The organism is Sulfitobacter sp. GN1-4, from assembly GCF_055693825.1.
Map to the genome: position 1 here is coordinate 102,986 of NZ_JBVFUQ010000005.1, position 21,893 is coordinate 124,878.

Genomic DNA, 21,893 nt, shown 5'->3' on the forward strand with positions numbered 1-21,893 from the left:
CTCCTCCCAGATTTGCATATAAGATAGAAGCTATGCTTATAGCGAATAATATGTGTGTCAAGGCCATAGATCGCAGCCGCGCTCTAGGAAGTTCGCTTATATCGTATTTCCTTCGCGTTGACGTCACTTTGTTTTTCTTGATGACCGTAGCTTATCTACGGCCTTTGTCTGTTGAATTGGTCTGCCTTTACACTCTCTCGGAAGCGGAGTTTTGGGCGATCCTAAGCTGACGTGCGCGCTTAACTTGTGATCTCAAGAATTCTGACTCCCAGCCCATCTAGGGTACTATCGATATCACCGCGGTCGCAATTTAAAGGCGTTCTGGGGCAGGGGCGCCTTGCGGGCCCGCCCCTGATGATGCCAGTAATCATTCTGGGTGGCATCTATGGCGGCGTCATGACCCCAACCGAGGCGGCGGGCATTGCTGTGTGCTATGCGATCCCGGTCGCGATCTACTTCTATAAAGGTCTAACCTGGAGAACCTTGGCACAAACCATTCAAACCTCTGGTGTGACAATTGGTGTTGTCAAGTTGATGATTTTCATGGTTCTGATTGTGTCCGACAATTTAATTGCCCAGGGTGCACCGCAGATGGCCAAGATATGGTCTATTCGGTGTCGGACAACCCGATCGTGATCCTATTGATGATCAACGTGGTGATAATCCTGATCGGGATGCTTATGGATGACATTTCCGGGCTTTTGCTGGCGACGCCAATCCTGTTGCCGATTGCCCAAAGTGTTGGGGTGGATCCTATCCATTTTCCGGCAATCATCGGCGTTAACCTTGGAATGGCGAATATCACCCTGCCCACAACGCCACTGTTGTATCTTGGGGCTCAAATCTGCGATACGCCAGTCTCCAGCATGCTGAAGCCGACGCTGATCTTCATCGCTTGCGCCTGGCTCCCAACGCTCATGTTGACCACTTTTGTACCACCGCTGGCGCTCTGGTTACCGGAGCTGTTGCTTGGCTAGTGGGCAAGCACAACCTTGTCAAAACGAAAGGCGCCCGATGATCGAGCGCCCTTTTTCATTTTATGTGGGCGCTTGGCCCACCCGGGTGTTGCTCGCAATGATACGTTTGATCCAGTTTCTTAAGATGCCGAAGCAGAGTACGTAAAGCCAAGAATGCAGAGCAATAAAAAGCGCAGTCGTCGCAACGACGCCAGCAATGCCCAGAGCGTTTTTAACAAGTGAGTTTATTGCCCTGATCCTTAACAGGTACTGATATCATGAGCCGCGTCTATGGTGTTTGATTGGGCATGAGTACCATCTATTCCTGCATAGGTGGCCTGCATTTTGGGCATGACAGGAAACACCATCGCTGAACTTCGAAGGTGCCAATTCAAGGTTGTTTTCCACACCCTCAAAGCTGCCTAGAAAGAACTGCAGGTTATTGCCTTAAGCGACTCATGGGTATCGACGGGCCCAGTTATTTTGCGTGATCTTGTCGCGGATCAGCGCATCTATCGTCTCTTAATATGTTATCCGCAGCATCACTTCGGCCAGACACATGAGTGCCATGCCTTCGTTTGTTTACAAACCAAATTCGGCAAGGAAACGCTTCATGACTTCAACTTTGCTGGTGCCGCGAACATCGCGTACGAATTGCGCGGCGTGTTTGGAGATAGTGGCGCACCCATCGGCACTCAGGCTGCTAGACGCATCAAGCGACCTTAAAAGATCAGTTTCCTCGGTCAGACTAAGAGACAGAAGGGCCGCGACGGCAGAGATGTAAAGAGTGCTAAGTGTTCATTCCGAGAGTTCCAAACTACGTTTGCGCGCAGCATCAATAGTCGAGCGCATTAGCAGACCAAGCGGATTTGTCAGCGCCGCCAGCCCTGCAGCGGTCGTACCGCCTTTTGAGGTAACGGCTTCGCGCAGGGCCGCCGCTTCTGCATGAGGCTCTACCAGCATTGCGCCCGCGCCTGCAACGGTTTGGAGGGCAAGCGCCTCGGCTAGGTCAATTGGCAGTCCCAGATCGCGAGCGGCGATTGTCATCGCCTCGACCATCGCAAAGACATAAGCGGGGCCAGAACCGGAAAGGCCGGTGACCAAGTGCATCATGCCTTCTTCTGGCACCGTGACGCAGGTGCCGACTGCGCGGAAGAGGGTGTCTGCCAGCGCGATATGGGGGGCGGCGGCAGCATTGCCGTAAAGCGCCGTTGCCCCCTGCCTGACTGAGGCGGGAAGGTTGGGCATGGCCCGGATGACAGGCGTTTCGGCGCCTAGGTGCCGTTCGAACAGACGAACCGGCGCGCCCGCCGCGATGGAGATCACCGCTGTTTCCCGGTTCCCGTATTTCACGAAACACGGTAAAATCTGATCCAGAATTTGCGGCTTTGTCGCGATGAGGATCGCAGCAGGGGTGTCCGGCAAGGGGGTATTGAGACCGATTCCGGTCTGAGCCTTTAGCCAGTCGGACGGCGATGGATCGTGCACTGTGATTGCGCCTGGTTGAAGGCCGCCGGCCAACCAGCCTTCCAACAGTGCTTTCCCCATAAACCCGCAACCAACCATTACAAGGCCGCTGGCGTTGAGCTCTTCCATTGTTAGCCCCCAGTGTTTTCGCGCACGAGGTCCTTGTAAAGGTCGCGAATGCGTTGCGTTATCTGACGGTTACCGTTGCCTATGGACTTGCCGTCGATTTCCGCCACGGGTGTCTGCGCGCCAAATGTCCCGGTCAGGAATGCCTCGTCTGCGCCATAGGCCTCGTAAAGCGAGTAGTTCTTCTCAAAGACAGGGATATCATTGGCGTGGCAGAGGTCGATCACCTTTTGACGGGTCACACCATTCATGCAGTAGTCTCCGGTCGAGGTCCAAACCTCGTCCCGGCGCACAATGAAAAAGTTGCAGGCATTCGTTGTGTTCACAAAGCCATGCGGGTCGAGCATCAGTGCCTCATCCGCACCCGCCTGTTCGGCCTGCAAACAGCCGATCACGCAGTTGAGTTTGGAATGAGAATTATACTTGGCGTCCTGGCTCATCGGCAGGCCGCGCACCTAGGGCACGGTCGCTAGGCGAATACCCTGTGCCTGCAGGCTGGTCGCAGGTTTTGAGTGCTCGATGATGGCGACGATGGTCGGACCGAAACGCGATAGCCCTGGATGCTGGAATGGTTTTGCCTTTCGCCCCCGCGTGATCATTAGCCGGCAATGTGCATCATCAGTCATACCGTTGGCTGCGGCAGTGTTGTTGAGGATCTCCAAAATATCTGCGGGTCCAATACCCGCTTCGATCGACACGGATTTGAGCGAGTTGAACAGTCGGTCCATATGCTCATCGAAAAAGGCCCATCTACCATTGTAGAGCCGCAGCCCTTCCCACATCCCATCGCCCAGCATAAAGCCAGAATCATAGACCGAAATGGTGGCTTCGGCCTTGGGCACCAGCTGGCCGTTCACGTAAATCAGGACGTCTTCGTTGCGAGCATCCTGCTCGGCGTCATGGGTGGATTGGTTGTCGATCTTGTTCATCTCAGTGTCCTAGAATTTGGCCCAAGAACGCTTTGGTCCGTTCTTGCCCGGGCGCGTCAAAGAATATGTTTGGCTCAGCTTCTTCGACAATCTCACCATCAGCCATGAAGATCACGCGGTCGGCCACTTGACGGGCAAAACCCATCTCGTGGGTGACGCAGATCATCGTCATCCCTTCCTTGGCCAGGTTGGTCATCACATCGAGCACTTCGGAGATCATCTCGGGGTCCAGCGCCGACGTGGGTTCGTCAAACAGCATGATCTCAGGTTTCATACAGAGAGCGCGGGCTATGGCGACGCGCTGTTGCTGCCCGCCTGAGAGCTGGCCCGGGTATTTGTCGGCCTGCTCGGGGATTTTAACCTTGGTCAGATACTCCATCGCCAATTCTTCAGCTTCAGCGCGTGGCTGTTTGCGCACGAGTGTTGGCGCAAGAATACAATTTTCGATGATCGTCATGTGAGGAAACAGGTTGAAGTGCTGAAACACCATGCCGGTTTCGCGGCGGATTTCGTCGATGTTGTCGAGGTTATCATCGAGCTCTGTACCCAGTACATTGATTGATCCGGCCTGGTAGTCTTCTAGCTTGTTTATACAGCGGATCAGCGTGGATTTACCTGAGCCTGATGGACCGCAAACAACAATCTTCTCGCCCTTCCCGACCTCAAGATTTATTCCTTTCAGCGCATGAAACTGACCGTAATACTTGTCCATTGCCTGGATGCGAACTGCGTTTTCAATCATGATATGCTCCTAGCGCTCAGCCAATGCCATTCGGCGTTCCAGATAGGCCCCGTAGCGGGACAGGGCGAAGACGAAGATGAAGTAGAGAAAACCAACGAAGCAGTAGACTTCCACATGGGCAAAGTTCCAGTCGGCGTTGCCATACGCCGCGTTGCCTGAAGCAAGGATCTCGAAAAAGCCAATGATCACGACCAGCGAGGTTTCCTTGAACGTGATCACCAACTGGTTGATCGTCGGTGGCAGCGCATTGCGAAAGGCCTGAGGCAGGACAACGTAGCCGATGCGGTGCCAGTAGCCCATGCCAAGCGCCTTGGCGGCCTCTTCCTGACCAGCAGGTAGCGCTTGCATGCCCCCACGGATGATTTCAGCCTGATAGCAGGCAAAGAAGAGCGAATAGCCCACAATGACGCGATAGAGCTTGTCGCCGATCATCCAGCCCGGCAACACAAAGGGCAGCACGATAGCAAAAGTGAACATGATCGACAAAAGCGGGAGCGAGCGGATTGTGTCGATTACCAACGCCATAGTGCGCGCGATCCAGGGCAGTTCTGACCTTCGCAAAAGTGCAAAGATGATGGCTAGTGGCATGCCAAGCAGCGTGGTGCTGGCGAAGATGAAAATGGTCAGCGACAGCCCGCCCCAGTTTTGCTCGAACACCGGGGTCAGGCCGAACATACCGCCGCGCATGAGCACGTAGAAGATCGTGAAGCCCACGATCCAGAGGGTTGCGATGCGCCGACCGCTCCAGAACCACGGAACGCAGGACAGCGCGCCAGTGATCACGATCGCAATGCAGGCAATGGCCGACCGCCACTGTTCCTCAAACGGATAAAGCCCGAACAGGATAAGGCGCCAGCGTGCGTCAATCACGGCCCAGCAGGCGCCACCCGCACCATGGCCGCAATTGTCCTTGGCCTCTTGGCTGAACGTGGCGTGTAGAATGCCCCAGTTGATGAGGTGCCACATCACCCAGGCCACAAGTGCCGCGAAGCTTAGGGTCACGATAGTGTTTGCGTGGGACGAGAAGTAGTCTGATCGCACTTGATCGAAGAGTGTCGGCCGGGAATACGTCTTGGCCATGCCTCAAGTCCTCAGCTGATTGCCTTTGAGCTTGATCGCGTCATTCACACGATTGAGCACCCAGTGCCATGGAGTAGTTGATGATCAGGAAACCGCCCATAAGGATGGCGATGAGTTCTAGTGTCTGACCGGATTGGTTTATCGAGGTCGAGATCACCATGAAGAAGTCAACAAAACCAACGGCGATCCCGATGGTCGTGGATTTGAAGAGCCAGACATACTGGTTGATCAACGTCGGCATCACCGCACGGATAGCCAGGGGCAAACGGATATAGGCAAATGTCTGAAAGGTGCTGAGGCCAAGGGCGTGGCCGGCCTCGCTCTGACCTTTGCCCACCGCATTGAAACCGGCCCGGACAATCTCGCCAATATAAGCCCCGCCGTAGATCGAAATGCCAACGATACATGCCATCAATTCCGGAGATATACGGATACCATCACGGAAGTTCAGACCTTTGAGGAAAGGCTGGCTGACCAATGTTGTGTCCGGAATGCGACCGATCCACAAAAGCACGACAGCCAGCACAAGCCACCCCAGCCAAATTCCGCGCGACAAGGTTTTCTTGTGCGGGACCTCCATCCGGGCAAAGCGGCGGGCTGATTTCAGCCATAGCCAAAGTGCGAAAGCCGCTACAAGGGCCACAAAGACTAAGAAAACGGAGAATCCCGTGATATTCAGCCCAGGCATATAAACTCCGCGCCCGCTGAAATAGATCGGGCCCGAGGCCTCTGCCAGATCTCTCGGACGGGGCAGGTTGGTCAGGATCGCGTACCAGAAGAACGCTTGTAGCAGCAGCGGCAGATTGCGGAAAATCTCGACATAGGTGGTGCCGATCAACTCGGCCATTTTGTTGCCGGACACGCGCATGACGCCAATGGCAACGCCTAGGATGGTGGCAAGAACCAGCGAAATGGCCCCAAGAAACAGAGAGTTGAGAATACCGACCCATATCACCTTAAGATAAGTGTCAGACGTGCTGAACTCGATCAGGGAAAAACTGACGCCCCAGCCCGTCGCCCGCTCCAAAAATCCAAAGCCTGAGGTCATGCCTTGCGCTTCGAGGTTGCTTCGGGCGGTGAAGGCGAAGAGAACGATCAGTAGGACCAGAAATCCGACAAAGCCAAACTGCGCGGTCTGATCGCGGACGGTTTTGTTTTTCAAAGCTGCAAACATGAGAAGCCCCTCGGCAAAAGGCTCCAGGGCCCAAGTTGGCCCTGGAGTAGGGTCGCTTTAGTCGACAGTCAGCGGGTAGAAGACGCCGCCGTTTGTGTAGAGTTCATTCATGCCGCGCGGCAGAGCGTAGGGTGTTGAGATGTTGCGCTCAAAGATCTCAGCGTAGTTACCGACCTCTTTGATCAGGTTGTAGGCCCAGTCATCTGATAGCCCGAGCCGTTCGCCATATCCGGGGTCACGCCCAAGAATTTCTCGATCTGAGCCGAGCCGGGATTGGCCTTGATCTGATCCACATTGGCCTGGGTGATGCCATTGATCTCGGCAAACCAAAGCGAGCTGAGCATCCAGTTCATCACATCCAGCCATTTGGGATCGCCTTCAGGGACAATGATCGCTTCCGGCTCCAGCCCCAGCACATCGGGTAGGATCACATGGGCTTCTGGGTCCTCAGCCGTTGCGCGCGTCGCGGCAAGCGGCGGGGCGAACAAAATCAGACCGTCACAACGTTGGTTGAAATAGGCGGTTTTCACCTCGTCGCCGCTTTCAAAAACGACCACTTCCGCGTCGATATTGTTGCCTTCAAGGTAAGAGGCCAAAACACGCTCGGTAGAGGTGCCAGCAGACACACAGATCGAGCCGCCGTCCAGATCGGCTACACTTTCTGCGCCCAGGTCAGCGTGGGACATCACGTGGAAAGCGCCGACGAAATAAGGCAAGGAATAGGACAAGTTCAGTTCCGTGTCGCGGCTTTGGGTCCAGCCAGACAGCTTAATCACAACGTCAATGTCACCTGATTGCAGGGCGGGCCAGCGCTGCGCCCAAGAGATCGGCACGATCTCAAGATTGCCGTCGGACTGACCAAACAGCGATGCGGCCAGACCTTTGCACAGGTCGATATCCATGCCCTTCCACTTGCCGTCATCATCCACTTCAGCAAAGCCAAGAAAGCTGCCGTTATGTCCGCTACACAGCAGTTTGCCACGCTCTAACGCCGTGTCGAGGCGGCTTTGCGCCTGGGCTGTGCCAGCCGCCAAGGCAAGAGCAAGCGCCGCAAAGGTAAGGTGTTTCATCTGTCTCTCCAAGTTGGTTCAGTGCAATTTCATCTGCCGACATTATGTCGACACGTTTTTGAATGAACGTTAGTCGACAAAATGTCGACAAGTCAAACGAATTGTGCAAAATGGCAGAATAAGCGGTGCAGAAACGCAATATCTGCAGAAAACTCCGACAACAGCACAAAAACCAATGAACCAGATATCTATGCTAAACTCTCAGAAAGACGGGCAAAAACGCGAGGGGGGCGCCCGGCGCGTCTATCGCGAGTTGCGCGATGAAATCCTGGAACTCAAACTTTCCCCCGGATCGCCACTGGACGAAACTAGCGTTGCAAAACGGTTCGAGATGTCGCGCTCCCCTGTACGTGAGGCCATTGTACGGCTCTCAGCCGAGGGGTTGGTGCACACGCTTTCAAACCGCTCCACGATTGTTGCGCCGCTCGACGTTGCGATGCTGCCCCGCTTCATCGAAGCTATCGACTATTTACAACGCGCAACGACGCGGTTGGCTGCGGTAAACCGCCGGGAAGAGGACATTGCGCCCATGCGCACTGCTGCGGAGGCCTATGACGTGCTGTGCAAGAAGGGAGAGCCGTTAAGCCTGTCAGAAGCAAACAAGGCATTCCACATGTGTGTTGCGCGGGCTGGAGGGAACCCCTACCTCGCGCAGGCCTATGAGCGTCTGCTGGATGAAGGTCGCCGTATCTTGCATTTCCACTATGCTTCAGTCCGCAGGGATGGCACCGAATTCCATCTGAGCCCCGCACATCATCAAATGATAGACGCCATTGAAGCCGAGGATGAGGCATTGGCGGATAAGCTCGCACATGAACACACCCAAGTGCTGCACACACGAATGCAGGAGTTCATGCTGGTAAACTATCTGAATCAGCCAAATCTAAAGAGGTGAAGCCCGTAAGGGTCCGCAAGCACGCGGTTTCCAGGTCTTGAGCAGAAGCAGACATTGCGCAGTTTCAGCGAAAGCTGACTTCGTACGCGGTTTGTGAGTTACACCTCAAGCTTTGCTGCGGCAGGGATCAATGGCGGGTTTCGCCGCCGCACAGTAGCGTCAGCAACCGCGCACTTGCAGCGTAGTTCGCGCTACATGCACGCGCAGCAAAAAAGAGATTTCCACTGTGGGCTCAATTCGGCGATATGCTGCGTTCGGACCGAATGGCTGCCTAGCCAAACACAACTCACTTGTGGCAACTAATTAATATAGGAAAGATCATACGATTTTGAGTTAAGCCCTATTTGCAAATTAAAAACAAATACTTACATCTAAATAGCATGGCTCTGATGCGGTTTATTATGTGGGTGGATTTCTTGCCCCAATGGTGGGGCAGGGGGCTAGGTTAACATATGACCGCTTAAGGGCGTCAGGCCCAGTCTTGAGCGCCCCAGAAATAGGGTAGGGACCGATAAGCGCGCTTATGTACAGTCGGTGTGGAAAGTTGGGGTTTGATGCTAGGGTAGAAGCAAGATCGAGACCGCCCTGACAATCGCGGGATTGGGGATCGCGGCCGCAACGCTCACTGCGATCCTGTGGTCCATCGCGCGGCCCGTGCAGCGGCTATGGCCTCCCTAAAATATACGGCTCTGACCTTTTTGTGTCTCGGCAATGCTATTGATGTCCCGTCAGCGACCTTGGCCGAGGCTGCTGACGGGATTTTGGGATAGGGCGAACCAGTGTCGCCGAAATGGCTACGGTATGGCGTGGGCATACCGCTGATCCTTATTAGAAACCTTGTCATCTGGAGCGCCATGACAGACTTTGGCGTTCGCAAGACCGGCGGTGCAGTCGGTGGACTGCAAACGAGCGGTTTTTATCGTTTCTCGCGTAACCCTCAGTATGTTGCTGACATCGGAACACTACATGGCTGGATGATGCACTCAGCCGCACCGCTGGCTTTACTCGTAGGTGTTTCGGCCATCATCGTTCTAGTTGCTGTGCCTTTTTTCAAAGATCCATGGCTGCGCGCGCAGTAGGGCGCTGAGTTTGATAGCTGAATCGAACAGGTTCGACGGTTTGTGTAGGCCTCTCCCCGCTCTTGTTTGCGCCCATTTCATGGTCACCTGACATTTGAACTCGGCCAGCAGCAGAAATCCTAACCTGTCAAGGTTCGTGACATGATACTTCACATGATTGCACCTTCAAAAACGAGTTGACAGGAAGCGCAGGAACTATGCTATCGTTTGTGTAGCGCTAGCAGTTCGCAAAATGAAACAAGGTCCTAAATTGTGAGCCTACGGTGTCCAAAGGGAGGGAGTTTTAGTGTCCCATTGTGAGTGGAGGAGAAGCAACTCTGATCGTGGGCATCAACCCGAATGACTAGAACACACACGGAGAAACCCATCCATATCTTAGAGATTCCATAGGCACCAATTGAAGCAGTTTTGCTATTGGGAGAAGCGGGACAGACGAAAAATCGGCAAAGAAAAAAGAACTAAGAGATATTTTAGCATACCAAGACTGCAAACTGACCAGAAACTATCGAGGCGATCATACTATGCTCACAGACGAGATGATTGGGATACTGGAGAAACAACGCTTGGGGTTCGTCGCATCTATCGATGAAAGGGGCCGTCCCTGCCTTTCTCCTAAAGGAACTTTCATATCTACCTCAACAAACCAAATTGCTTTCGGCGACATTCGATCGCCTGGCACGACGAAAAACCTTACGCGGAATCCAAGTGTTGAAGTAAACTTCGTTGATCCGCTACTGAGACGAGGTTTTCGCGCAAGTGGTGTTGCAACAGTGTATGACGGCAACACGTCAGTGTTTGCAACATTGCGCCCTCAGTTCGAAAGATGGGGGCCGTTGGCCGCAAGGATTAAGAACATCGTAGCGATTGATGTTCGTAGCGCATCAATAGTGCAAACCCCGGCTTACGAAGACGGCGCTACTGCAGAGAGTCTCCGTAAGACTTGGGAACAGATACTTCTTTCAAATTAGTTACATAGCGTTGCATGAGATCCGCTATGCGTTGCGATGGGGGAGTTACCGAAATTAGATACCCTGGAACTGCATGCTTGAACTACCTTTGAAACCATTGATCGGATTGGTCCGATCCTTCTCGGTATGACGCCTGCAGAAACAACTGAGGCAATGCAAATGGGATATCAGGCGTTCAGTTCCAGTGGTCATTGAGACCATTTTTTTCTGTGAGACTAAAGGAATGAAGAAGACAAATGCACGTCACGCGCATGCAATTCTCACTTTAGCCTGTCTGGCATGGGCTGGATCATATGCGATAGGAAGGTTTGGACTGAGTGATGGATCAGCACTTTGGTTGACGGTTTGGCGGTGGGCGCTGGCGCACTCATCTCTGTGATTTTTCTTGTTTGGTCATGGCCGGATCAGCGCACCTTCATTCTCTTGGCTCTGCCAAGACTGATATTCATTTCCGCTTTGGGCATCGTGATATACCCGGCAACGTTGTTCCTAGCAGTGGCTGAGACCACGGCTTTAAACGCGTCTCTTTACCTCGCAACAACGCCGATACTCATTGCCTTGTTATCCGCAATCCTCTGGAAAGAGCGGATCGGGTTGTTTCGGGGACTTGCGATTGGTCTTGGTCTCGTTGGCGCATTTATCCTTATCTTTCGGGGAAGTTTGGATTCGCTCGTGACCTTCGAGTTCGCAGCATCCGACACTTGGGCGATAATATCTGCGCTGGCATGGGCTGGGTATTGCGTCTCCCTTCCCATGAAACCTGACGGCTTAAGAGAATTGCCCTTTTTGGCGGTTCTAATCGTCATTGGTACCTTGGTACTGCTGGTCTCGGCGGTGCTCAGTGGCAGCGAAATGCCTCTGCCAGATACACCCGCCACAGCATGGTCGATGGCTTATTTTGCGATCTTTCCGTCGATTATAGCTTTCTTGCTGTGGAACTGGGGGACCACCATAGTTGGTCCTTCGGCCGCCGGGCCGTACAACAATCTTGTTCCGTTCTTAGGCGGAGCTTTGGGCATAGTGTTCCTTGGAGAAGCTATCGAACTCTATCATCTCACAGGTGGTGGTTTTGTTGTGGCGGGACTTGTGCTGAACGGCCTACATCAATGAGAAAACCGGCATTCGCGGCCAAGCGGCAACTTGGAAAGTTAAGTTCGCTCCAGGCCTCAGCTGCAAAGCACGCTAGTGCAAAAATGCGAAGCACCTGCGCGAACGTCTTCTTATCGCTATCAACATTCTTGTTTCACAGAACCTAAAAGTCTTCGCTGACTGCATTTTTAGAGAGGTAAATTGAGTTGAACGAAAAACGTTTTCCGTACCCTGGTCTGGGCCGGTGTGAGGCTGTCGTTTCAGATGGCATGGTCTATGCTGTCGCAACTGATCCGTCTCTTTCAGAGGGGATCGAGGCACAAGCCGTAAATACCTTGGAAGAACTTGATCGCATTCTTAGAAATGCAGGCAGCGGTAAATCAGGTCTACTTCAGGCGACCGTCTACTTGAGCGACGTCAAACAAAAGCACGCACTGGACCCGATCTGGCTTGGTTGGATCGGGCCGGAAGAAAATTGGCCACAACGCGCTTGCTTAGCTGTCGATCTGGATGAAGGGTGTCTGATCGAGATCGTAGTCACCGCAAAGACAATATAGTTCTCCAAAAGCAGACACCGGTGCGCTGTGCTGCACCATGCATCTAGGCTCATAGCCAAAATGCGTCGGGCACTACTGGCAATAGGTGTGGTTCTTGGTGCTGGATCGACTGTTGAACTGACACACTGAACGAAACCTTCAAGTACTTAGCCAAAACTTCTTAAGACATTCAAATCGTTCCTGTTTAAGGTGCACTATCATGGATATGACCTCGGCTTTTCTTCTGGTGTTAGCGACGATGGCGTTAGTGGCCATTCCTGGCCCAAACGTGGCACTATTTGTTGCGAATACCGCAAATTTTGGAGCAAGGAATGGTGTTTTCACTGTTCTTGGGACTACCGTTGGGCTTGGTATTCAGCTTGCTATTGTCGTCTTCGGTCTGGCCAGTGTGCTACAATATGCAGCATGGGCGTTGATCTGGCTGAAATGGTTGGGAGTAGTGTACCTCTTCTTTCTCGGCATTCGTTCTTGGCAACTGGGCGGCTCCGAAATTTTGCAGGAGCCACTGGCAAAAACACCCATTTCGCGTTTGTTTTGGCAAGGGTTGTTCCTAGCCATAGCTAACCCCAAAACACTCGTTTTTATCGCGGCGTTTTTGCCCCAATTCACCGGTAGTTCGCCAACGACAACTACCCTTGTCATCGCAGCGGGATTGTATCTTTCGGTTGTATTTCTAGGAGACATGACATGGGTTTTATGTGCTCAATTGGCGCGGCCGGTTTTGATCCGGATTGGCAGACTCCGACACAGATTGACCGGTGGACTGTTCATTGGAGCCAGTATTGGTTTGGCTTTGTCTCGCACTGAAACATAGTGGATTTTTCATCTCTTAAGGTTAATGGTGCATCTCGACAGCGTCTCTCGGACACTTGAAACGTCCTATTGGAACCTCTGCAATACAAGTGATTTCGATGAGTAATCTGGGATCATACAGTGAAGAAACCTCCACGGTCGTCGTGACAGGATAAGGCGCTTGGAAATAGACGGATCGAATGTCGCCGCATTGCATAAAGGCTTGAATATCTGTGGTGAATTGCTGGATTGAAACGATATCGCTCATCCGCCCGCCCACCGCGACAAGAATCGCCGAGACGTTCTTGACCACCTGCGCAACCTGAGCGCGCATATCCCCTTCGCCTACCACATTTCCGTTGAGATCAAGTGCAACCTGGCCCTTGAGATACAGAGTCTGTCCTGACCCCGCTGCGACGACTTGGGAAAACGCGCCAAAAGGCTTCCAAATGTCCGGTGGGTTAAAACTCTTTGCCATCGTTTGTTACTCTCTGTTGTGAATGAGAAAAGGCTTCCCTCTTGGGGCCGCGGTCTTGATTAGCGTTGACGAGGCAATGCCAGGTCGTAGGTGGCATCGATTAGGATCTTGCCTCCCATAGCAATAAAGATCACTCCGATTGCTCGATTGACCGACCTCCCATGTCTAAGGAACCCTTGGCGGATCGATGACAATCCTGTCCAGAACACGACCAGACCAGTCGCGAGGACGAGATCCACAGAATGCCGCGCTTACCAAGAGGGCCGCGTTCCCAACCACCAAAGCGCCCTCAAATCGGCCAAGCACAGCGGCGAACATGGCTGTTGCAAAAGGATATGCCTTTGGATTGGTGATCCCAAAAACGAGGCCGCTGCGCCAAGGGTTGACAATAAGAGGGGCGACTGTCGTCTCGGAAACAGTCAACGCGCGCGCACCCAGAAAGATCAGATAAATTCCGCAGATCACGCCAAGCGCTTGGAACAAGGCAGGTCCAAGGTAAGAAGTTCCAATAATTGCTGCGATAGCGAGGCTCGCCCAAAACAGGTCTCCCAGCAGGTGACCTGTCAAAAACTTGCAACACGCTTTTCGACCTATCGTTGCAGACAGGTTCAAGGCTGCCAATGTCGCAGGCCCCGGGATCAGGACATAGGCCGTGCCGGCCAGGAATGTTGTGATGAGAATATCTGATAGCATGCGCGAAATAAGTCCCTTAAATGGGCACCTTGGTAGGTCAATGACAACGATATGTTTGGATGCTACTATAACAATAGCGAAATATGCTACATAAAAAGTAGCAAAGGGAGACCTCTATTTGGTGACCAAAATTCCTTTGCCCGGTGAACCGGTTCGGGGCTCAAAAACGGGCAAGCCAGTGATGGCCCTGTTTGATTTGTTGGGGCGCAGTTGGGCGCAGGGCGTGATCTGGCAACTTGCACCAGCACCTTTGACGTTTCGCAAACTTCAGGAGGCATGTGATGACGTGTCGCCGACGGTCCTGAACAGGCGGCTGAAGGAACTGCGCGAAGCTGGTTTTGTTGATCACGACGGCCAAGGCTATGGTCTGACGCCTTTGGGTCAGGACCTTTGCAAACAGATGCAGCCATTGGATACGTTCTCACACCGATGGGCAGAGGCCGTGAAGGCAAAGGCAGCAGTCGCTAGCCCACAAGAATGATCGCTATCCCGACAAAAGAAACAAGCGCGCCCAAAGCACTGCGTGTCGTTGGACGTCGACGGTATTTGACCCAGAGCACTGGCAAGACCAGGACCGGCGACAAGGATCCCAAGACAGAGGCCACTGCCGCCTCCATATGCGCCATTGTATAGAGCAGTAGGGACGAACAAAACACGTATCCTATCAGCCCCGGAAAAGCGGTTTGAACGGCCAGTTGCGGCGTGATCGGAGTTGCAGTTCGAAACCGCGCGCCAACAATGGCTGCCGCCAATGACACAACAAGCGCCGCACCAGCCAAGCGCATTGCCGTTAATACAAGAGGGGCGACACCAGCTTCCAGCGCTGGTTTGACGACTAGAAAACCAATGCTTTGGCTTGTCGTAGCCAACACACCAAGGGTGACGACCTGCCACAAAGGCGCATCATATGCTGCCTCTTGAGCATCGGGCGCAATGGCCAGAACTATTCCCCCCATAATGATCACAGCGCCCATCATTTCTATCAAGCTTGGCAACTCTCCGAACCAGAGATAGGCGATCACACCGATACACAGGGGCTTTAACGCAAGCAGCAATTCAGTTCGGCGTGGCCCGCCGAGGCGCAAACATCCGATCATTGCAAGGTTGCCAACCACAATACCAATGACCGAACTGACGACATATGCAGGCCATTGCGCAGCATCGACTCCAGTCCACAAACCGAAGACCGCACTCAGCGCGCTAGCAGTCAAAGCGCATATCACCAACTGCACATGTGTGAACCTGAATGCACCGAGAAGCCGCGCCGGTCGCTCAGCAAAGACGATACCTGTAGCCCATCCAAGCGATGCCAATAGGGCCGCCGCTCCTGCCAATACCGACACGCCCATTTCTCCTTGCTACTGAATAGGTAGCATGTCTATACCTGCTATTGAAAGCGTAGCAAGCAAGATTTGAAAGGAAAATAAGATGGCTCATGGAACGTACGACGCGACTATTGAGTGGTCTTTGGATGGCGGAGACTTTGCAAAGGGCAAATATTCCCGGGCGCACCGGTGGAGCTTTGACGGTGGGTCACGTATCATTGCCTCCGCTTCCCCTCAGATCGTACCTTTGCCCTACTCCGACCCAAGCGCCGTTGATCCAGAGGAGGCATTTGTCGCAGCAATCGCGTCGTGTCACATGCTTTGGTTTCTCAGCCTCGCACAGCGGCAGGATCTCATCATCCTGACCTACCACGACCATGCCGAGGGACGAATGGATCGGACGGATTCAGGCGCTTTTTGGGTTAGTGACGTCACCCTGAGGCCCAGGATACAGGTGTCCGGGGCGCAGCCCGACCCGGAGACGTTGTCGCGTCTGCATTCAGCGGCCCACGCACAGTGTTACATCGCAAACTCCGTCAGGACCCGCATCCAAGTACTGCTGGAATAGGGTATGCGTAGAAGATCGTTTTCTCATGCTTACTGAGGCAACCACCAACATAGCGCTGGCCTGGTCTATTCAGGCTCTCGGGGCACTGTCGCCGGGACCAACGGCCGCTTTTGTGTTGGGCCTGGCCACGGCGCAGGGGCGTTCGGCGGCATTGGGAGGGGTTCTGGGCGTCGCCTGCGGCTCATTATTCTTGGCGAGTGCCACAGTTTTGGGCGTCACTGTGGTGCTTGCCCAAAGCGACGCAGTGCTGAACGCCTTGCATTTCATTGGCGCTGGATACCTTTTTTGGCTCTCCTTGAGGGCTCTCCAGCAAACGTTTGGGACCCTTCCAGTCTCGCCAAGCGTTCGGACAGGCACGCAGCTACGCACTGTGTTGCTGCAAGGTGCGGCTTTTCAGTTCAGTAATCCCAAGGCGATCTTGTTCTGGTTATCCATTGCAAGCATCAGCGGTATCGTCGACGCGCCGGGAAGATCGACGCTGCTTTTCATTCTTGGCGCGTTCCTTGTGTCGTTCGTGTGTCATGGGGTCTATGCGATCGTAGGCTCCAGCACTCAGATACGCCGGATGACTGCTCGCCTAGAGAATGCAGTCGGCGTCCTTCTGGCTGTCGCGTTTGCCGGCGCCGGGCTTCAATTGCTGATATCTGCAAAATGATCGCACCCGCCATCAAGTTTCGTATCGCGGCTGCCATCCTCCTTTCGGTGCTATCCTGGGCCGTGACCTTCCCGATGATTACGTTCGCCGTAACCTATCTGGACCCGATCCCCTTGGCAGCTGTCCGATTTACGTTGGCGGGGGCGGTGTGCCTGGTTTGGCTGTTTGTGACCCGCGCAAAACCGCCCCAACGGCAGGATTTTGGAGCGCTTCTGATCTTTGGGGTCACCGGTACTTTTCTCTACAATGTCTTGCTGAATGCGGGGCAGCTCACGATCTCGCCGGGCGCGGCAAGTTTCATCATTGGGACAGTGCCCATCTTGACGATGTTGCTCTCTTGGATGTTTCGAAAAGATCGCATTGGCAAACGCGTTTGGTTCGGGGCGGCCGTGTCGCTGTGCGGTTTAGGCTTTATCGCAAGTGGCCAACCGGGCGGTTTCGCACTTGGCTCTGGTGCCAGTCTGGCCTTCGGAGCAGCAGTGTCATCCGCCGTCTTTTTCTTGGTCCAGCAGCCCTTGGTGCGGCGCTACGGTGCGCTGACGTGCACCGCCTACGCAGTTATCATCGGTGGCGTGTTGCTGCTGCCCTGGCTTGGCACGGGCTTGCGACAGATGCTGTCAGAACCGGCCAGCACCTTACAAATACTCTTGCCTGTCATTACCTTCATGGCCCTCTTTTCCGCGTTTCTGGCACACGCGTCTTGGGCCTATGTGGTGGCTCAGCTTGGACCATCCGTTGCCGCGCGCTTTCTCTACCTCACGCCCCCCACGGCCTTGTTGCTCGAAGTGATCTGGACACGTGCCTGGCCCGGTAGCCTGACGGTTATCGGGGGCACATTAGCCGTCATTGGTGTGGTTCTGGCAACGCTGCCGCACAGTGCATTAACGAAGTGAAGAACGGATAGGTTTCATGACACGTATCGCCCCCTTTTTATTTGTCGTCCTCTGGGCCTCTGGCTTTGTCGGCGCGCAAGCCGGGATGCCTTATGCAGAGCCGGGGACATTCCTGTCGCTCCGGTTTGCTTTTGCCTTTGTCGCGTTGGCGATCCTGTCTTGGTTGGTGAAGGCGAACCCACTGTCGCGGCAACAAGTCCTATTTTCGATTTTGGTGGGGATGTTGGTTCATGGTGTTTACCTGACAGGCATTTTTTGGGCGGTGCGGCATGGGATGCCGTCCGCGGTCGCGGCGGTGGTGGTGGGACTGCAACCATTACTCACAGCCGTCTTAGCGGCTTGGTTTCTAAAAGAACCGATGACGCGTCGCCACGGGTTTGGGTTTGTCCTGGGGTTTGTCGGCGTTGTGCTCGTGCTAGCACCCAAGTTGGATGTCACGGGGTCCGGGATCAATTCTGCCACTGTCGCCGTTGTCCTGATCTCATGTGTAGCCATCGCCTGCGGCACAGTGCTGCAAAGAGCTGTGGGCGGTAATACTGACCTACGATCCGGAACCGCTGCACAATATCTTGGTGGACTGATTCCGCCCGCCATTTTGATGCTGTTTGAGACTCGCGTCGTAATCTGGAATGGCGAACTGGTCTTTGCCTTTGTTTGGCTCGTCTTCGTCCTCTCGATCTCTGCGGTAATGCTTCTAATGTGGTTGATCAATCGAGGCTCCGTTACGCAGGTCGGAGCCTTGTTTTTCCTGGTACCGGGTGTGGCCGCGGCGATGAGTTGGTTGATCTACGGAGATGCGCTCAGTTCAATTCAACTGCTGGGCATGGTGACCACAGCTGTCGCCATCTGGCTTGTTCAGCGAAAAGCATGACATTTGCCCTAGGCCGTTGAGGGCCAGTGTGCGGGGTCTGTCCGCAACGGACCTGCTGGCCTGCGCCAGTTTGGCGAGATGCCGTCAACTAAGATCGGAAACCTTAAACGCCGAGCGGGTCCCCAGAGCGTAAGTTCAGGCATCGGTTCTTGGTCAGCAGGTGTTTCAGGATCAAGCGTTTGCTTAAAGTTCTGCAAACCGCCAGACACCAGCAGCGCGGCCGTGCGAGCCAGGGAAAGCCGAGCCGAGCAGACGGCACCGGTCGCCATTTTAATACGCAATGCACGTAAGACTGCAGCAGCCATTAGGTATCCCGTCGCATGATCCAGTGCCTGAACGGGCAGAGGGCACGGCGCATCTGCATCACCACGGGTAAGACCCACTTCGGCAATTCCGCTGCTCATCTGAACCAGGCTATCAAATCCACGTCGTTTGGCCCATGGGCCGGTCCATCCATATGCGCAGAGGCTGACATCAATCAGATCGGGGTTTATTGTTTGTCGGGCGTGCTCGTCATACCCGATTCCCGCCAAAGCATCAGGTCGGTAGCCATGAACCAATACATCTGCGCTGCGCAACAAGCCCTCGAATACGCTTCGGTCGGCCTTATCGCGCAGATCAAGTCCTGCCCGATGTTTGCCGACTGTCACCTCGGGTTCTAACCCGGGTTCGCTCCAATCGGGGGGATCAATGCGTAGGACATTCGCGCCGAAACCCGCCAAGAGCCGCGTCGCTACCGGCCCGGCCAACACGCGGGTCAGGTCAAGCACGCGCAACCCATCCAGCGTTTGCGGCATGCGCTTCGCCGTTTCTCCGGTTTTCTGCCAGTCGATCAGTGGCTCACATGCCACTGCACGCCCCTGTGGATGCGTGGCCCAGGCTGCACGACTCCGCAAGGTGGCCGCACACCCGGCTGCGGCAACAATTTCCGTTTCCAGAGCATCTGCATCCCAATCCGCAATGGCTTGCACAACAGCGGCCTTGGTGGGCGCACATTCGAGCACCGACAGGGCCGCAGCGCGGTGATGCGGGGCATTTGTGTGCAGCTTGATCCAGCCATCGCACGCCCGGTAGTCCCCGGCAATGTCGTCCCATGGATTGGGTAATCTCCAGCCCTTAGGGCGTAGTGTCATGCCAAACCAGAATTGCGCCAATCGGCGGTCAACCTGGACCTGCCGCGCGCCCAAGACCGCGCCCAATTCCCTGGCGGCAACGGCTATGCTGTCCGCAGCCAGACCAGCCACATTAAAGAAGGACGGCAGGGTGCCTGTTCTGTGGAAAATCACCTCTGGTGCAGGATCCATGTCATGGCCCAAAGCGTCGGCAATCTGGTCAGAAAAACAAATGGTCATCTGGCGGCTCTCCTATCTTTGCCAGTCGGTAGAGCGCCATTGACGCAATCTCAATCTTGATAAACATAATCAACATATGAGAGAGACAGATTGGATAGATGCCAAGGCGGCTTGCCAGCTTTTGGGCGTCAGGCCTCAGACTCTGTATGCGTATGTCAGCCGCGGTTTCTTGCAGGTCACGAGCGACCCCAATGATCCGCGCCGCAGTCTCTACGCCAAGCTCGACGTTGACCAACTGGCGAACAAACACAGACGACCGCGTGCGCGCAGCGATGTGGCGGCACAGGCGATCCGCTGGGGCGATCCAGTTCTCAAGACGTCGATTTCAGGTGTTCGTGACGGTGTACTGTGGTTCGGCAATCGGCAGGCAACAGAATGTGCAGTTCATATGACGCTTGAAGAGGCGGCCGCACATCACTGCAATGTGCATATGGTTGCTGCGCCGAAATCTGAACCTTTTCAAAATGTGGGAAGTCCATTGGCAAACGCTCTGGCCTTTCTGGCCGGGCGCGCGGCGGTTGATCCACCAGGAATCGATCAAAGCAGAAAAGAACGCATTGTCGCTGCAGGTGCGCTGCTGTCTGATACGGTCAACGCCATGTTTGGACTAACGTCAAACAAACCAACGCACTTGCGGATCGGCACGGCATGGGGGTTGGATCGATACACGACTGATATCCTGCGCCAAGCGCTTGTGTTGATAAGCGATCACGAACTTAATCCTTCGACATTCGCAGTGCGCGTTTGCGCTTCAACTGGTGCCAGTATTTCCGCGGCTTTGTTGGAAGGGCTCACCACTCTATCCGGTCCGCGCCATGGTGGTGTCGCTGCCAACGCACACAAAACGATTGAGGCCGAAGTATCTGGCGATACGGCTTTTTTGATCGAGGCCAAGTCTAAGCCCTACATGCATGGGTTTGGGCATCCGATCTATCCGGCAGGGGACGTCCGAGCTACTTGTCTGCTTGATACCTTGGGCCCAGACACCCCGGCTGTACGGCATGTTACAAGCATCGCGGCCAAGTGGGAGTTGCGCCCCAATATCGATGCGGCTTTGGCGGCATTCGCAATGACAGCCAGCCTTCCGCGTGACGCAGCCTTTCTCATCTTTGCCGTCGGACGGCTTGCAGGCTGGTGTGCTCACGCCATCGAGCAGTTCGAAACCAAAGAGCTGATCCGCCCAAGGGCAGATTTCACTCCGATCTAGTGCGTCGTTTGGGCAGATTTGTGCAACCAATCAACAAACCGTTGGGATAGGCCGGTCTGCCGCGCGCTTTGATGGATCACATAAGCGCCCAGCAAGACTTCGACACTGTCCGGCAGCGGACAAAGGTGCCCTTCAGCGATTTCCTCGGCAATCATGAACCGGGACGTCAACACCATTCCAAGGCCTGCGATTGCTGCGCGCAGCGCGGCGTCATCCAAGTCAACTCGTGTCGCCATTTGCAGCTTGGAACCTGAGAGTCCCGCAGAGTCCAGCCAAAGCGTCCAGTCCCAATTGTCCTGCGTTGACTGAATTGCGGGAAAGTCCTCTACACGGGCCGAACCTTGCACAAGGGTAGGTGACAAATAGGGTCGGCACATGTCTTGGAACAGAACATGTGATCCTTTCGGAATGCGCCCTTGGCTGAAATATTGGATAGAAACATCTGCATCAGGGTCGGGTTTGTCATCAATCAAGTGGGTTGTTTCCACCTGGATACGCGCGCTTGGATTGCGCGCCTGAAAGTGCCGTAGCTTTGGAATGAGCCACCGTGAGGCAAAGGATAGGCTTGCGTGCACACGCAATTCGTTCGCGTCCCGCCTAATCCTCTCAATGGCTGCCTGCAGCAGATCGGATGCTGGCAAGCCTTCTTGGAACAGTTGCTGGCCGATAGGAGTCAAATCAATCGAGTTGTTTGCCCGGCGCAGCAATTGCACACCGAGCCCATCTTCAAGTATGCGCACCTGATGACTTACCGCGCCGGGGGTCACGTGCAGTAACTCTGCCGCGCGCTTGATGCTGCCTTTCTCGGCAACAATGAGGAAAGCGCGAACGGCATTCAGGGATATGTCTAGCGTGCTCTGCATCAATATTTTTGCTCCAGCTCCAATCTTACTGGTTTGTTGCGAGATGAATAGTCTGATCTTAAAA

The 21,893-nt window shown here is 54.4% G+C and carries 22 protein-coding genes and 2 pseudogenes; 13 read left to right on the forward strand and 11 right to left on the reverse strand.

The genetic code is table 11. The annotated features are described in order from the left end of the window. Nucleotides 1–324: 324 nt before the first annotated feature. Nucleotides 325–977 (forward strand): annotated as a pseudogene (locus tag ACZ1HM_RS21860) (TRAP transporter large permease subunit); the annotation flags it as partial. A 777-nt stretch (nucleotides 978–1,754) separates the two neighbouring features. Here ACZ1HM_RS21860 and proC read toward each other — a convergent pair. From proC to ACZ1HM_RS21890, 6 genes and pseudogenes are all read right to left on the reverse strand, one after another. Continuing rightward, nucleotides 1,755–2,552: a pyrroline-5-carboxylate reductase gene (gene proC / locus ACZ1HM_RS21865; RefSeq protein WP_472744827.1), complete on the reverse strand. Its 798-nt coding sequence runs from the start codon at nucleotides 2,550–2,552 to the stop codon at nucleotides 1,755–1,757. A 2-nt stretch (nucleotides 2,553–2,554) separates the two neighbouring features. Then, nucleotides 2,555–3,478, reverse strand: a pseudogene (locus tag ACZ1HM_RS21870) (aminotransferase class IV). 1 nt (nucleotide 3,479) lies between these two features. Further along, nucleotides 3,480–4,220 carry an amino acid ABC transporter ATP-binding protein gene (locus tag ACZ1HM_RS21875; RefSeq protein ID WP_472744828.1) on the reverse strand — a complete coding sequence of 247 codons (741 nt, stop codon included), beginning with the start codon at nucleotides 4,218–4,220 and terminating at the stop codon, nucleotides 3,480–3,482. 9 nt (nucleotides 4,221–4,229) lie between these two features. Next, complete coding sequence (locus tag ACZ1HM_RS21880) at nucleotides 4,230–5,300, reverse strand: amino acid ABC transporter permease (RefSeq protein WP_472744829.1); 1,071 nt, start codon at nucleotides 5,298–5,300, stop codon at nucleotides 4,230–4,232. A 40-nt stretch (nucleotides 5,301–5,340) separates the two neighbouring features. Then, the gene (locus ACZ1HM_RS21885; protein ID WP_472744830.1) at nucleotides 5,341–6,474 is read right to left on the reverse strand and encodes an amino acid ABC transporter permease; all 1,134 of its coding nucleotides are present in this window, start codon (nucleotides 6,472–6,474) and stop codon (nucleotides 5,341–5,343) included. Between the two features lie 182 nt (nucleotides 6,475–6,656). Next, nucleotides 6,657–7,544, reverse strand: a complete 888-nt coding sequence (locus ACZ1HM_RS21890) for a transporter substrate-binding domain-containing protein (RefSeq protein WP_472744831.1) — start codon at nucleotides 7,542–7,544, stop codon at nucleotides 6,657–6,659. A 103-nt stretch (nucleotides 7,545–7,647) separates the two neighbouring features. Here ACZ1HM_RS21890 and ACZ1HM_RS21895 point away from each other — a divergent pair, with 103 nt between their 5' ends. The 6 genes from ACZ1HM_RS21895 (at nucleotide 7,648) to ACZ1HM_RS21920 (ending at nucleotide 12,946) form a co-directional block, all read left to right on the forward strand. Further along, entirely contained in the window at nucleotides 7,648–8,439 is a 792-nt protein-coding gene (locus ACZ1HM_RS21895) for a GntR family transcriptional regulator (RefSeq protein ID WP_472744832.1), read from the forward strand. Between the two features lie 806 nt (nucleotides 8,440–9,245). Beyond that, nucleotides 9,246–9,518 carry a methyltransferase family protein gene (locus tag ACZ1HM_RS21900; protein WP_472744860.1) on the forward strand — a complete coding sequence of 91 codons (273 nt, stop codon included), beginning with the start codon at nucleotides 9,246–9,248 and terminating at the stop codon, nucleotides 9,516–9,518. A gap of 536 nt (nucleotides 9,519–10,054) precedes the next feature. After that, a complete protein-coding gene (locus tag ACZ1HM_RS21905) occupies nucleotides 10,055–10,486 on the forward strand; it encodes a pyridoxamine 5'-phosphate oxidase family protein (protein ID WP_472744861.1) in 432 nt (143 codons plus the stop codon). A gap of 333 nt (nucleotides 10,487–10,819) precedes the next feature. Continuing rightward, complete coding sequence (locus tag ACZ1HM_RS21910) at nucleotides 10,820–11,596, forward strand: DMT family transporter (RefSeq protein ID WP_472744833.1); 777 nt, start codon at nucleotides 10,820–10,822, stop codon at nucleotides 11,594–11,596. 185 nt (nucleotides 11,597–11,781) lie between these two features. After that, nucleotides 11,782–12,132, forward strand: a complete 351-nt coding sequence (locus ACZ1HM_RS21915) for a Rid family hydrolase (protein ID WP_472744834.1) — start codon at nucleotides 11,782–11,784, stop codon at nucleotides 12,130–12,132. Nucleotides 12,133–12,331: 199 nt separating this feature from the next. Further along, nucleotides 12,332–12,946: a LysE family translocator gene (locus ACZ1HM_RS21920; protein ID WP_472744835.1), complete on the forward strand. Its 615-nt coding sequence runs from the start codon at nucleotides 12,332–12,334 to the stop codon at nucleotides 12,944–12,946. A gap of 21 nt (nucleotides 12,947–12,967) precedes the next feature. Here ACZ1HM_RS21920 and ACZ1HM_RS21925 read toward each other — a convergent pair whose 3' ends face one another. Further along, on the reverse strand, nucleotides 12,968–13,402 hold the full coding sequence (locus ACZ1HM_RS21925; RefSeq protein ID WP_472744836.1) for a RidA family protein: 435 nt from the start codon (nucleotides 13,400–13,402) through the stop codon (nucleotides 12,968–12,970). A gap of 165 nt (nucleotides 13,403–13,567) precedes the next feature. Beyond that, the gene (locus tag ACZ1HM_RS21930) at nucleotides 13,568–14,095 is read right to left on the reverse strand and encodes a LysE family translocator (protein WP_472744837.1); all 528 of its coding nucleotides are present in this window, start codon (nucleotides 14,093–14,095) and stop codon (nucleotides 13,568–13,570) included. Nucleotides 14,096–14,216: 121 nt separating this feature from the next. Here ACZ1HM_RS21930 and ACZ1HM_RS21935 point away from each other — a divergent pair, with 121 nt between their 5' ends. After that, nucleotides 14,217–14,576, forward strand: coding sequence for a winged helix-turn-helix transcriptional regulator (locus ACZ1HM_RS21935; RefSeq protein ID WP_472744838.1), 360 nt, complete (start codon nucleotides 14,217–14,219; stop codon nucleotides 14,574–14,576). Here the strand turns inward: ACZ1HM_RS21935 and ACZ1HM_RS21940 are convergent. Next, nucleotides 14,560–15,438: an EamA family transporter gene (locus tag ACZ1HM_RS21940; protein ID WP_472744839.1), complete on the reverse strand. Its 879-nt coding sequence runs from the start codon at nucleotides 15,436–15,438 to the stop codon at nucleotides 14,560–14,562. The genes ACZ1HM_RS21935 and ACZ1HM_RS21940 overlap by 17 nt on opposite strands. Nucleotides 15,439–15,523: 85 nt before the next feature. Between ACZ1HM_RS21940 and ACZ1HM_RS21945 the strand changes: the two genes are divergently transcribed. Genes ACZ1HM_RS21945 through ACZ1HM_RS21960 form a run of 4 tightly spaced genes read left to right on the forward strand, consistent with a single transcriptional unit; the run spans nucleotide 15,524 to nucleotide 18,407 of the window. Then, nucleotides 15,524–15,988, forward strand: coding sequence for an OsmC family protein (locus ACZ1HM_RS21945; RefSeq protein ID WP_472744840.1), 465 nt, complete (start codon nucleotides 15,524–15,526; stop codon nucleotides 15,986–15,988). 25 nt (nucleotides 15,989–16,013) lie between these two features. Beyond that, nucleotides 16,014–16,643 carry a LysE family translocator gene (locus tag ACZ1HM_RS21950; protein WP_472744841.1) on the forward strand — a complete coding sequence of 210 codons (630 nt, stop codon included), beginning with the start codon at nucleotides 16,014–16,016 and terminating at the stop codon, nucleotides 16,641–16,643. Then, nucleotides 16,640–17,536, forward strand: a complete 897-nt coding sequence (locus ACZ1HM_RS21955; protein WP_472744842.1) for a DMT family transporter — start codon at nucleotides 16,640–16,642, stop codon at nucleotides 17,534–17,536. The genes ACZ1HM_RS21950 and ACZ1HM_RS21955 overlap by 4 nt, the downstream gene beginning before the upstream one ends. Before the next feature lie 16 nt (nucleotides 17,537–17,552). Next, nucleotides 17,553–18,407 carry a DMT family transporter gene (locus ACZ1HM_RS21960; protein ID WP_472744843.1) on the forward strand — a complete coding sequence of 285 codons (855 nt, stop codon included), beginning with the start codon at nucleotides 17,553–17,555 and terminating at the stop codon, nucleotides 18,405–18,407. Nucleotides 18,408–18,415: 8 nt separating this feature from the next. On the opposite strand, the gene ACZ1HM_RS21965 is transcribed toward ACZ1HM_RS21960, so the two are convergent. Next, nucleotides 18,416–19,759 carry a CoA transferase gene (locus tag ACZ1HM_RS21965; RefSeq protein ID WP_472744844.1) on the reverse strand — a complete coding sequence of 448 codons (1,344 nt, stop codon included), beginning with the start codon at nucleotides 19,757–19,759 and terminating at the stop codon, nucleotides 18,416–18,418. A gap of 169 nt (nucleotides 19,760–19,928) precedes the next feature. Between ACZ1HM_RS21965 and ACZ1HM_RS21970 the strand changes: the two genes are divergently transcribed. Further along, entirely contained in the window at nucleotides 19,929–20,966 is a 1,038-nt protein-coding gene (locus tag ACZ1HM_RS21970; protein WP_472744845.1) for a citrate synthase, read from the forward strand. On the opposite strand, the gene ACZ1HM_RS21975 is transcribed toward ACZ1HM_RS21970, so the two are convergent. Next, nucleotides 20,963–21,829 (reverse strand): LysR substrate-binding domain-containing protein, encoded by an 867-nt coding sequence (locus ACZ1HM_RS21975; protein WP_472744846.1) that lies wholly within the window; start codon nucleotides 21,827–21,829, stop codon nucleotides 20,963–20,965. The genes ACZ1HM_RS21970 and ACZ1HM_RS21975 overlap by 4 nt on opposite strands. Nucleotides 21,830–21,893 lie beyond the last annotated feature (64 nt).

What these genes read in the sequence shown, in the direction of transcription:
- ACZ1HM_RS21960 (WP_472744843.1), top strand. Translation starts at nt 17,553, where the DNA reads ATGACACGTATCGCCCCCTTTTTATTTGTCGTCCTCTGGGCCTCTGGC.
- ACZ1HM_RS21925 (WP_472744836.1), bottom strand. Translation starts at nt 13,402, where the DNA reads ATGGCAAAGAGTTTTAACCCACCGGACATTTGGAAGCCTTTTGGCGCG.
- ACZ1HM_RS21930 (WP_472744837.1), bottom strand. Translation starts at nt 14,095, where the DNA reads ATGCTATCAGATATTCTCATCACAACATTCCTGGCCGGCACGGCCTAT.
- ACZ1HM_RS21905 (WP_472744861.1), top strand. Translation starts at nt 10,055, where the DNA reads ATGATTGGGATACTGGAGAAACAACGCTTGGGGTTCGTCGCATCTATC.
- ACZ1HM_RS21975 (WP_472744846.1), bottom strand. Translation starts at nt 21,829, where the DNA reads ATGCAGAGCACGCTAGACATATCCCTGAATGCCGTTCGCGCTTTCCTC.
- ACZ1HM_RS21890 (WP_472744831.1), bottom strand. Translation starts at nt 7,544, where the DNA reads ATGAAACACCTTACCTTTGCGGCGCTTGCTCTTGCCTTGGCGGCTGGC.
- ACZ1HM_RS21950 (WP_472744841.1), top strand. Translation starts at nt 16,014, where the DNA reads ATGCTTACTGAGGCAACCACCAACATAGCGCTGGCCTGGTCTATTCAG.
- ACZ1HM_RS21920 (WP_472744835.1), top strand. Translation starts at nt 12,332, where the DNA reads ATGGATATGACCTCGGCTTTTCTTCTGGTGTTAGCGACGATGGCGTTA.
- ACZ1HM_RS21965 (WP_472744844.1), bottom strand. Translation starts at nt 19,759, where the DNA reads ATGACCATTTGTTTTTCTGACCAGATTGCCGACGCTTTGGGCCATGAC.
- ACZ1HM_RS21875 (WP_472744828.1), bottom strand. Translation starts at nt 4,220, where the DNA reads ATGATTGAAAACGCAGTTCGCATCCAGGCAATGGACAAGTATTACGGT.
- proC (WP_472744827.1), bottom strand. Translation starts at nt 2,552, where the DNA reads ATGGAAGAGCTCAACGCCAGCGGCCTTGTAATGGTTGGTTGCGGGTTT.
- ACZ1HM_RS21880 (WP_472744829.1), bottom strand. Translation starts at nt 5,300, where the DNA reads ATGGCCAAGACGTATTCCCGGCCGACACTCTTCGATCAAGTGCGATCA.
- ACZ1HM_RS21955 (WP_472744842.1), top strand. Translation starts at nt 16,640, where the DNA reads ATGATCGCACCCGCCATCAAGTTTCGTATCGCGGCTGCCATCCTCCTT.
- ACZ1HM_RS21945 (WP_472744840.1), top strand. Translation starts at nt 15,524, where the DNA reads ATGGCTCATGGAACGTACGACGCGACTATTGAGTGGTCTTTGGATGGC.
- ACZ1HM_RS21885 (WP_472744830.1), bottom strand. Translation starts at nt 6,474, where the DNA reads ATGTTTGCAGCTTTGAAAAACAAAACCGTCCGCGATCAGACCGCGCAG.